This is a genomic window from Allobosea sp. CER48 (assembly GCF_044752385.1).
GTDB lineage: Bacteria > Pseudomonadota > Alphaproteobacteria > Rhizobiales > Beijerinckiaceae > Allobosea.
Map to the genome: position 1 here is coordinate 1 of NZ_JBIWYK010000069.1, position 9,927 is coordinate 9,927.

The 9,927-nt window shown below is 68.3% G+C and carries 9 protein-coding genes; 2 read left to right on the top strand and 7 right to left on the bottom strand.

Annotated features, from left to right (window positions below; genetic code table 11):
* Positions 1-112: 112 nt before the first annotated feature.
* The 6 genes from ACIPIA_RS04685 to ACIPIA_RS04710 form a co-directional block, all read right to left on the bottom strand.
* Positions 113-526 (bottom strand): F0F1 ATP synthase subunit epsilon, encoded by a 414-nt coding sequence (locus ACIPIA_RS04685; protein WP_400507155.1) that lies wholly within the window; start codon positions 524-526, stop codon positions 113-115.
* 130 nt (positions 527-656) lie between these two features.
* Positions 657-2,144: a F0F1 ATP synthase subunit beta gene (atpD, locus tag ACIPIA_RS04690; protein WP_400507157.1), complete on the bottom strand. Its 1,488-nt coding sequence runs from the start codon at positions 2,142-2,144 to the stop codon at positions 657-659.
* Between the two features lie 75 nt (positions 2,145-2,219).
* On the bottom strand, positions 2,220-3,089 hold the full coding sequence (locus ACIPIA_RS04695) for a F0F1 ATP synthase subunit gamma (RefSeq protein ID WP_400507159.1): 870 nt from the start codon (positions 3,087-3,089) through the stop codon (positions 2,220-2,222).
* A 157-nt stretch (positions 3,090-3,246) separates the two neighbouring features.
* Entirely contained in the window at positions 3,247-4,779 is a 1,533-nt protein-coding gene (atpA, locus tag ACIPIA_RS04700; protein ID WP_400507161.1) for a F0F1 ATP synthase subunit alpha, read from the bottom strand.
* Positions 4,779-5,348 (bottom strand): F0F1 ATP synthase subunit delta, encoded by a 570-nt coding sequence (locus ACIPIA_RS04705; RefSeq protein ID WP_400507163.1) that lies wholly within the window; start codon positions 5,346-5,348, stop codon positions 4,779-4,781. Before ACIPIA_RS04705 ends, atpA begins: the two co-directional genes overlap by 1 nt.
* A gap of 206 nt (positions 5,349-5,554) precedes the next feature.
* Complete coding sequence (locus ACIPIA_RS04710) at positions 5,555-7,738, bottom strand: primosomal protein N' (protein WP_400507165.1); 2,184 nt, start codon at positions 7,736-7,738, stop codon at positions 5,555-5,557.
* 58 nt (positions 7,739-7,796) lie between these two features.
* Here ACIPIA_RS04710 and ACIPIA_RS04715 point away from each other — a divergent pair, with 58 nt between their 5' ends.
* Positions 7,797-8,723, top strand: coding sequence for a tyrosine recombinase XerC (locus tag ACIPIA_RS04715; RefSeq protein WP_400507167.1), 927 nt, complete (start codon positions 7,797-7,799; stop codon positions 8,721-8,723).
* 100 nt (positions 8,724-8,823) lie between these two features.
* The gene (locus tag ACIPIA_RS04720) at positions 8,824-9,384 is read left to right on the top strand and encodes a DUF4337 domain-containing protein (protein ID WP_400507169.1); all 561 of its coding nucleotides are present in this window, start codon (positions 8,824-8,826) and stop codon (positions 9,382-9,384) included.
* A gap of 12 nt (positions 9,385-9,396) precedes the next feature.
* Here the strand turns inward: ACIPIA_RS04720 and ACIPIA_RS04725 are convergent.
* Positions 9,397-9,927, bottom strand: a 531-nt coding sequence (locus tag ACIPIA_RS04725; RefSeq protein WP_400507171.1) for an SDR family oxidoreductase, incomplete at its 5' end; no start/stop codon positions are given.

Sequence of the window (9,927 nt, forward strand, 5' to 3'; positions counted from 1 at the left end):
GGCACCAGCGTCTATTTCCGCGACCCCGACGGCTCGCTGCTGGAATTCATCAGCTACGCATGAAAAAGGGCCGCTTGCGCGGCCCCTTGCATGCCCGGCTTGCGAGGAGGCCTCAGGCCGCCTTGCGCTGCTCGAAGACGTGCTTGAATTCCTGCAGCTGCACCAGCGTCTCCTGCAGCCGCTTCTTCTCGTCGTCGTTGTGCGAGCCGGCGAGGCGGGTCTCGGCGGTCAGGATTTCGGCATCGAGAACGGCGGTATCGACATCCTCTAGAAACCGGCCCTGCTCGGCCAGGATCGTCGTCGAGGCCTGGTTGACCTCGACGAGGCCGCCATTGATGAAGAATTCCTTGCCGTTGCTGTCGGTCGTCTGGACGAAGACGATACCGGCCTTGAGCGTCGCGACGAGCGGCGCATGGCCGGCCAGCACGGTCATCTCACCCTCGACGGAGGGGACGATGACGCTGATGACATCGCCCGAGAACAGGATGCGTTCCGGCGAGACGAGTTCGAACTTGAAGGTGGCCATCGCCTGTCTTTTCCTCCGACGTCACCCCGATCGCCAGACGGCTTCGGGGGCCATGCCAGATCTCTCAACAATCCATGCTCGGCATGGTTCCGGGCAGCCGAAGCCGCCCGGAAGGAACGGTGCGCGAGGCCTACGCGGCCTCGGCGGCCAGGCGCTGCGCCTTCTCGACGGCTTCCTCGATCGAGCCGACCATGTAGAAGGCCGCTTCCGGCAGGTGGTCGTACTTGCCCTCGACCAGGCCCTTGAAGCCCTTGATCGTGTCCTCGAGCGAGACGAGCTTGCCGGGCGAGCCGGTGAAGACTTCCGCGACGTGGAACGGCTGCGACAGGAAGCGCTCGATCTTGCGGGCGCGGGCGACCGTCATCTTGTCGTCTTCCGAGAGCTCGTCCATGCCCAGGATCGCGATGATGTCCTGCAGCGCCTTGTAGCGCTGGAGCACCTGCTGGACCTGGCGGGCGACGCCGTAGTGCTCCTCGCCGACGATGTCGGCCGAGAGCATGCGCGAGGTCGAGTCGAGCGGGTCGACGGCCGGATAGATGCCCTTTTCCGCGATCGAGCGGGACAGCACGGTCGTGGCGTCCAGGTGGGCGAAGGAGGTCGCCGGCGCCGGATCGGTCAGGTCGTCCGCGGGAACGTAGATCGCCTGCACCGAGGTGATCGAGCCCTTGGTCGTGGTGGTGATGCGCTCCTGCAGGTTGCCCATGTCCGTGGCGAGCGTCGGCTGATAGCCCACCGCCGAAGGAATGCGGCCGAGCAGCGCCGACACTTCCGAGCCTGCCTGCGTGAAGCGGAAGATGTTGTCGACGAAGAACAGCACGTCCTGGCCCTGGTCGCGGAAGTGCTCGGCGACCGTGAGGCCCGAGAGAGCGACGCGCATGCGGGCGCCCGGGGGCTCGTTCATCTGGCCGTAGACGAGGGCGCACTTGGAGCCGGCGGTCGAACCATTGTTCTCCTTCGGGTCCTTGTTGACGTGCGACTCGATCATCTCGTGATAGAGGTCGTTGCCTTCGCGGGTGCGCTCGCCGACGCCGGCGAACACCGAGTAGCCGCCGTGGGCCTTCGCGACGTTGTTGATGAGCTCCATGATCAGCACGGTCTTGCCGACGCCGGCGCCGCCGAACAGGCCGATCTTGCCGCCCTTGGCGTAGGGAGCCAGCAGGTCGACGACCTTGATGCCGGTGACGAGGATCTGCGCCTCGGTCGACTGCTCCGAATAGGCCGGAGCCGGCTGGTGGATGCCGCGGGTGGTGGTGGTCAGGATCGGGCCGGCTTCGTCGACCGGCTCGCCGATGACGTTCATGATGCGGCCGAGGCACTCGTCGCCGACCGGCACGGCGATCGGGGCCCCGGTGTCGGTGACCGACTGGCCGCGGACCAGGCCTTCGGTGGAGTCCATCGCGATGGTGCGGACGGTGTTCTCGCCGAGATGCTGGGCAACCTCGAGGACGAGGCGGTTGCCGAGGTTGTCGGTTTCGAGCGCGTTCAGGATCTCCGGCAGGGCGCCATCGAACTGCACGTCGACGACGGCGCCGATGACCTGGGCAACGCGGCCGGTGCCGGCGTTGGCGGGCTTCTCGGCGGTCTTCGTCTTGGTGGTCTTGGTAGCGGCTTTGGCCATGGTGGAACCTCGGGGACTAGCGCATTCGGATGTTTCGGCAGCCGGCGGATCGCTCCGCCGGCGAAGATGAGGCGGTTAGAGCGCTTCCGCGCCGGAGATGATCTCGATCAGTTCCTTCGTGATCATCGCCTGGCGCGAGCGGTTGTAGAGCTGCGTCTGCTTCTTGATCATCTCGCCGGCGTTGCGCGTGGCGGAGTCCATGGCGGACATGCGCGCACCCTGCTCCGAGGCGGCGTTCTCGAGCAGCCCGCGCAGCACCTGAACGGTCAGGTTGCGCGGCAGCAGCGTCTCGAGGATCTCGCCTTCGTCCGGCTCGTAGTCGTAGACCGCGTCGGTCTGCTTGGTGCCTTCCGGGATCTCCGCCGGGATGATCCGCTGCGCGGTCGGGATCTGCGCGATCACCGAGCGGAACCTCGAGAAGAACAGCGTCGCGACGTCGAACTCGCCATTGTCGAAGCGGGCGAGCACGTTCTGGGCGATCGTCTCGGCATTGGCGAAGCCGACCTGCTTGAACTCGCGCAGGTCGATGAACTCGATGATGTCGCTGGCAAACTGCCGGCGCAGGATGTCGTAGCCCTTCTTGCCGACGCAGATGATCTTGACCGTCTTGCCCTCGGCCTTCAGCGCCAGCGCCTTGTCGCGGGCGAGGCGCGCGATCGAGGAGTTGAAGGCGCCGCACAGGCCGCGCTCGGCGGTCAGCACCAGCAGCAGATGCACCTTGTCCGAACCCGTGCCGGCGACCAGGCGCGGCGCGCTCGACCCGGACACGCCGGAGGCGAGGTTCGCCAGCACAGTCTCCATGCGCTCGGCATAGGGGCGGGCTGCCTCGGCGGCCGTCTGCGCGCGGCGCAGCTTCGCAGCCGCGACCATCTGCATGGCCTTGGTGATCTTCTGCGTCGCCTTCACGGAGGCGATGCGGTTACGTAGGTCCTTAAGAGAGGGCATCCCTTGCTCTCACTCCGTCATGGCCGTCGCCGGCCATTCGCATCCAGGGCGTCATGCTCGGGCTTGTCCCGAGCATCCATGTCTTGGTCCCCGCCAGCCTTGCCGGTGCAAGGTGGATGGTCGGGACAAGCCCGACCATGACGGGTTGCGCGAACCGTTACGCGAAGGACTTCGCGAAGCCCGCGACGATGTCCTTGAGCTTGGCGGCGTTGGCGTCCGACAGGTCCTTGCTCGTGCCGACCTCATTGAGGAAATCGGCATGCTTCGAGCGGACCAGCGACAGCAGGCCGTCCTCGAAGGCGCGGACCTTGTTGACCGGCAGCGCGTCGAGATAGCCGTTCACGCCGGCATAGATCACGACGACCTGCTCTTCCATCTTCAGCGGCGAGAACTGCGGCTGCTTCAGGAGCTCGGTCAGGCGGGCGCCGCGGTTGAGCAGGCGCTGCGTGACGGCGTCGAGGTCCGAGCCGAACTGCGCGAAGGCAGCCATCTCGCGATACTGGGCGAGCTCGCCCTTGATCTTGCCGGCGACCTTCTTCGTCGCCTTGGTCTGCGCCGAGGAGCCGACGCGCGACACCGAGAGGCCGACGTTCACGGCCGGGCGGATGCCCTGGTAGAACAGGTCCGTCTCCAGGAAGATCTGGCCGTCGGTGATCGAGATCACGTTGGTCGGGATATAGGCGGACACGTCGTTCGCCTGGGTCTCGATGACCGGCAGCGCCGTCAGCGAGCCGAGGCCGGCAGCCTCGCCCATCTTCGCCGCGCGCTCGAGCAGGCGGGAGTGGAGATAGAACACGTCGCCCGGATAGGCTTCGCGACCCGGCGGGCGGCGCAGCAGCAGCGACATCTGTCGGTAGGCGACGGCCTGCTTGGAAAGGTCGTCATAGATGATGACCGCGTGCATGCCGTTGTCGCGGAAGAACTCGCCCATGGCGCAGCCGGCGAAGGGCGCCAGGAACTGCATCGGGGCGGCGTCCGAGGCGGTGGCCGCCACGACGATCGAGTACTCCAGGGCGCCGCGCTCCTCGAGGACCTTCACGAACTGGGCGACGGTCGAGCGCTTCTGGCCGACGGCGACGTAGACGCAGTAGAGCTTCTGGCTCTCCGGAGCGCCTTCGCCGTTCAGCGACTTCTGGTTCAGGATGGTGTCGAGCGCGACGGCGGTCTTGCCGGTCTGGCGGTCGCCGATGATGAGCTCGCGCTGGCCGCGGCCGATCGGAATCAGGGCGTCGATCGCCTTGAGGCCGGTCGCCATCGGCTCGTGCACCGACTTGCGCGGGATGATGCCGGGCGCCTTGACGTCGACGCGGGCGCGCGCCTTGGCTTTGATCGGGCCCTTGCCGTCGATCGGGTTGCCGAGAGCGTCGACGACGCGGCCGAGCAGCTCCTTGCCGACGGGGACGTCGACGATGGCGCCGGTGCGCTTGACGGTCTGGCCTTCCTTGATCTCGCGGTCGGAACCGAAGATCACGACGCCGACATTGTCGCTCTCGAGGTTGAGCGCCATGCCGCGGACGCCGGACTCGAACTCGACCATCTCGCCGGCCTGGACCTTGTCGAGGCCGTAGACGCGGGCGATGCCGTCACCGACGGAGAGAACCTGGCCGACTTCGGTGACCGAAGCTTCCGACCCGAAATTCGAGATCTGGGCCTTCAGGATGGCGGAGATTTCAGCGGGGCGGATGTCCATCAGCCGACCTCTTTCATGGCAAGACGAATTGAATTGAGCTTGGTTTTCAACGAGGCATCGACCATGCGGGAGCCCATCTTGACGACGAGCCCGCCGATCAGGGTCGGGTCGATCTTGATCGCGACGTCGACATCCTTGCCGGCGACGCCCTTCAGCGCAGCACGGATCTCGTCGACGCGCTTGGCCGTCGGCTGCTCGGCGACCGTCACCTCGGCGGAGACGATGCCCTTGGCCTCGGCGACCAGGCGCTTGTAGCCCGTGATCATGCCCGGCAGCGCGAAGAGACGGCGCTTGCTGGCGACTAGGCCGATGAAGTTGGCGGCGATGCCGGAGATGCCGGCCTTCTCGAGCACGGCCTTGATCGCGGCGACCTGCTCCTCGGCCGTGAAGGCCGGGCTCTCGATCAGGCGACGGAGCTCCTCGCTCTCGGCGAGCAGCCCGTTGAAGGAATCCAGAGCGGCCGCGACGGCGTCGATCGCACCGTTCTCCTCAGCCAGCTCGAACAGAGCGGTGGCATAGCGCTGAGCTACGCCCGACACCAATGTCCCCTGCGATCCGCCTTCAGCCACGCTTCCCGTCTCTCGTTTCAAGGGCCCGCACCGGCGACCTTCCGGAGAAGGTGGAGTGCATGGTCCCGGCGCTGCGAGTGTCTTGGCGCAAAGTCGACCGAGCGACTTCGCGTCCGAAATGTGGCGGTGCCCTAGCATGTGGTTCCGGGCCGCGCAATCGCTAGTTCGCCATCCCCAGCGGCAAAATCGCCGCTCCTTTCAGGGCTTCAAAGGAAACTTTGGGGGTCGACGTCGATCGCCACCCTGACCGAGCCCTTGGGCCGCGGCGCCCGTTTCAGCCAGCCGCGCAGATAGTCCTGCAGGTTGATCTCGCGGGCCGTCTTGACGATCAGACGCATGCGATGGCGCCCGCGCAGCACCGCCAATGGCGCTTCCGCCGGCCCCAGCACCATGATTCCGTCGCCGGCCTCGGCGCAGCGCGCCAGCGCCCGGGCATGGCTTTCGGCCTCCGCCTGGCTGCTGGCGGAGACGATCAGCGCCGCCAGCCGGCCGAAGGGCGGCAGGCCGGCGGCCTCCCGCGAAGCCTCCTCTGCGGCATAAAACCGCTCCGGGTCTCCCGAGATCAGCGCCTTGAGCACGGGATGCTCCGGGTCATGCGTCTGAAGCAGGGCGCGACCGGGTTTCTCGCCCCGCCCTGCGCGTCCCGTAACCTGCCGCAGCGCCTGGAACGTTCGCTCGGCAGCGCGCGGATCGCCGGAGGTGAGGCCGAGATCGGCATCGATCACGCCCACCAAGGTCATGCCGGGGAAATTATGCCCTTTCGCAACGAGCTGCGTACCGATGACGATGTCGAAATCGCCCTCGGCCACCGCCATCAGCTCCTGCTTCAGCCGTTCGGTGCCGCCCGGAAAATCGCTGGAGAGCACGATCGAACGCGCCTGTGGAAAAAGCGTCGCGACCTCCTCGGCCAGCCGCTCGACGCCCGGCCCGCAGGCCATCAGGCTCTCCGGCTGGTGGCAGGCGGGGCATTCATGCGGCCGGCGCTCGACATGGCCGCAATGATGGCAGACCAGCGCGCGCCGGAAGCGGTGGTCGACCAGCCAGGCCGTGCAGTTCGGGCACTGGAAGCGATGGCCGCAGTCGCGGCAGAGCGTCAGCGGCGCATAGCCGCGCCGGTTGAGGAAGAGCAGGGACTGCTCCTTGGCCTCCAGATTGGCCTCGACGGCCTTGATCAGCGCGCCGGACAGCCAGCGGCCGCGCTCCGGCTTGTCGCGCCGGAGGTCGACGAGACCGAGCTGCGGCAGTTCCCGCCCGCCGAAGCGCTCCGGCAGCCTGAGATGGGTGTAGCGGCCGCGCTCGGCATTGACGCGGGTTTCGAGCGAGGGCGTCGCCGAGGCCAGCACCACCGGTGCATTCTCGATCCGGCCGCGCACCACCGCCATGTCGCGGGCGTGGTAGGAGACGCCGTCCTCCTGCTTGTAGGCGCTCTCATGCTCCTCATCGACGACGATGAGGCCGAGGTCGCTGTAAGGCAGGAACAGCGCCGAGCGGGCGCCGGCCACGACCTTTGCCTCGCCGCTCGCGATCGCCGCCTGCAGCCGCTCGCGCCGCCGCCCGCTCACGGCCGAGTGCCAGAGCCCCGGTTTGACGCCGAAGCGGGCCTCGAAACGGTCGATGAACTGCGCGGTGAGCGCGATCTCCGGCATCAGGATCAGGCTCTGTCGGCCCTGCCGGATCGCCTCCGCCACGGCCTCGAAATAGACTTCGGTCTTGCCCGAGCCGGTCACGCCCTCGAGCAGGGCGACGCTGAAGGTCTTGGCCTGAACAGCCGCGACCAGCGCCTGCGCCACTTCGCGCTGCCCCTCCGACAGCTCCGGCACGGCGTGCTCGGGATCGGGCCGCGCCGCGATCGCCTCGCGCGGCAACGGCTCGACGGCGAAGGTGCCGGCATCGACGAGCGAATCGATCACCGCCGCGCTGACCGAGGCCGCCTCGGCCAGGGAAGATTTCGCGATCAGCAGACCGCCCTCGGCCGCGGCGATGGCGCGAGCCCGCGCCGGCGTCATCCGCCCCGGCGGCGGCCCTGCGAGCCTGACGCCGAGCTTCGGCCGCTCCGGCGTGTCGTCCGGCTGCCGGCGCAGCGCCAGCGCCAGCACAGAGCCCTTGGGCGCCAGCGTGTACCAGGCGACCCAGTCGACCAGCTTGCGCAGCGCCGGATCGAGCGGCGGCATGTCGTATTTGCCGCTGACTTTCTTGAGATTGCCACCGCGCCCGGAGCCGACATCCCAGACCACCCCGACGGTCTCCCGCGGCCCGAGCGGCACCTGCACGACATCGCCCGGCTTGAGCGAGAGCCCGGCCGGCACGGCATAGCTGTAGGCCTGATCGAGCCCGAGCGGGATCAACACGTCGACCGTGCCGCCTTCGATCATGTCCGCCGTCTCGTCCATGGCCCCGTGTCTAGCACCGATTCGGCTGCTGTTAAGGCAGGAGCGTCATGCTGCCGCGATGACCGATTTCGACTCGTTCCGGCGCGACTGGCTTTCGCACCTTGCGGCGGAGCGGCGCCTTTCGCCGAAGACGCTGGAAGCCTATGGCCGGGACCTCGGCCAGTTCACCGCCTTCCTGGCCGGGCATCTCGGCGCGGCGCCCTCGCTTGCCGACATCGGCGGGCTCAAGCCCGCCGATCTGCGCGCCTTCCTGGGCCAGCGCCGCCGCGACGGCGTCGGCAACCGCACGCTGATGCGCCAGCTCGCCGCCCTGCGGTCCTTCGCCCGCTTCGGCGAGCGCAGCGGCAAGCTGACCGCCGCCGCCTTCGCCGCGACCCGCGGGCCGCGACTGGGAAAATCCCTGCCTCGCCCGCTCGAGCCGAGCGCCGCCAGGGCCGTGACCCAGGCGGACACGCGCGCCGGCGAAGAACGCGAACAATGGATACTTGCCCGCGACGCTGCCGTTCTCGGCCTGCTCTATGGCTCCGGCCTGCGCATCTCGGAGGCGCTCTCGCTGTCCCGCGCCCAGGCACCACGGCAGGCCGGTGACACGCTGACCGTGATCGGCAAGGGCAGCAAGACCAGGATGGTGCCGGTGCTCCCCGTGGTCGTCACGGCGATCGCCGAGTACCTGAAGCTCTGCCCCTGGCGTCTGCCGCCGGAGGGCCCGCTCTTCGTCGGCGCCAAGGGCGGGCCGCTCTCGCCGCGGATCATCCAGCTCGCGGTCGAGGGGCTGCGCGGCGCGCTCGGCCTGCCCTCCTCCGCCACGCCGCACTCCCTGCGCCATTCCTTCGCGACGCATCTGCTCGGCCGCGGCGGCGATCTGCGCGCGATCCAGGAGCTGCTCGGCCACGCCTCGCTCTCGACGACGCAGATCTATACCCGCATCGATTCGGCCCGGCTGATGGCGGCCTATGACGCCGCCCACCCGCGCGCCGGCCGCTAGATTATGCTGTCCGGGCCGAAAACCGGCCCGGCCACGCCCTCTTGCTGCCCAAACGGAAAGCCTTAAACAGCGCCGCCATATCGGCCCTGCGAGGTGATTCGTGTCCGGCTCCATCGAAACGCCCGAGGGCGGCAACAAACGCATCGCGCTGCTGATCGCGCTGCTGGCGCTGATGCTCGCCTTCTCCGAGATCGGCGGCAAGAACGCCGAGCAGGAAGCCGTCGCCAAGAACATCGAGGCCTCCAATCTCTGGGCCTTCTTCCAGGCCAAGACGATCCGCGGCACCACGGTCCGCACCGCGGCCGAGGCGATGGAGGTCGAGCTCGCCGGCATCACCGACGAAGCCGCCCGGCAACGCCTGGGCAAGCGCATCGAGAGCTGGAAGCAGACCGTCGCGCGCTACGATTCCGAGCCCGAGACCAATGAAGGCCGCAAGGAACTCGCTGCCCGCGCCAAGGCCGCCGAGGCGCAGCGGGACATCGCCGCCGCCCGCGACGACAAGTACGACATCGCCTCGGGCCTGATCCAGATCGCGATCGTGATCTCGTCCGCCGCGATCATCACCGGCGTCGGCCTGCTCGCCTTCACCGGCGGGCTGCTCGGCCTCGCCGGTCTCGCGCTGATGGCGCTGGCACAGTTCGCCCCGACCGCGCTGTTCTGAGGCGCCCGCGCCTCAGTAGTGGATCGCGCCTCGGATGCCACCGCCACAGGCGATGGCATCGCCGTTGATCGCGACGCTGCGCGGCGAGGCGAGGAAGGCGACGATGTCGGCGACCTCGGCCGCATCGACCAGCCGCCCGATCGTGATGTTCGAAGCCATATCGGCCTCGGCCTGAGCCTGGCTCTTGCCGCGGGCAGCGGCCCGGGCGGCAACCACCGAAGCCGTCTTTTCCGTCCGGGTCGTGCCGGGATGGACCACGGTGACGTTGATGCCCTTCGGCCCGAGCTCGTCGGCGAGGTTCTTGGTCAGCGCCGCCACGGCGACATTGCGAATGGAGCCGATGGTCGAGCCGGTCAGCCGCGCGGCGAGCCCGCTGATGTTGATGATCCGGCCCCAGCCATTCGCCGCCATGTGCGGCGCCGCCTCGCGCGCCAGGCGCAGATAGCCCATCACCTTGACGTTCACATCGTCCCAGAACAGCGCGTCGGTGATCTCGGCGAGCTTCGGCGGCGGCGCCTGCCCGCCGGGCTTGGCCGCCGCGTT

Bases quoted from the DNA above. Each gene is read 5' to 3' on its own strand.
- atpA (WP_400507161.1), bottom strand. From the start codon at position 4,779: ATGGACATCCGCCCCGCTGAAATCTCCGCCATCCTGAAGGCCCAGATC.
- ACIPIA_RS04695 (WP_400507159.1), bottom strand. From the start codon at position 3,089: ATGCCCTCTCTTAAGGACCTACGTAACCGCATCGCCTCCGTGAAGGCG.
- atpD (WP_400507157.1), bottom strand. From the start codon at position 2,144: ATGGCCAAAGCCGCTACCAAGACCACCAAGACGAAGACCGCCGAGAAG.
- ACIPIA_RS04685 (WP_400507155.1), bottom strand. From the start codon at position 526: ATGGCCACCTTCAAGTTCGAACTCGTCTCGCCGGAACGCATCCTGTTC.
- ACIPIA_RS04715 (WP_400507167.1), top strand. From the start codon at position 7,797: ATGACCGATTTCGACTCGTTCCGGCGCGACTGGCTTTCGCACCTTGCG.
- ACIPIA_RS04710 (WP_400507165.1), bottom strand. From the start codon at position 7,738: ATGGACGAGACGGCGGACATGATCGAAGGCGGCACGGTCGACGTGTTG.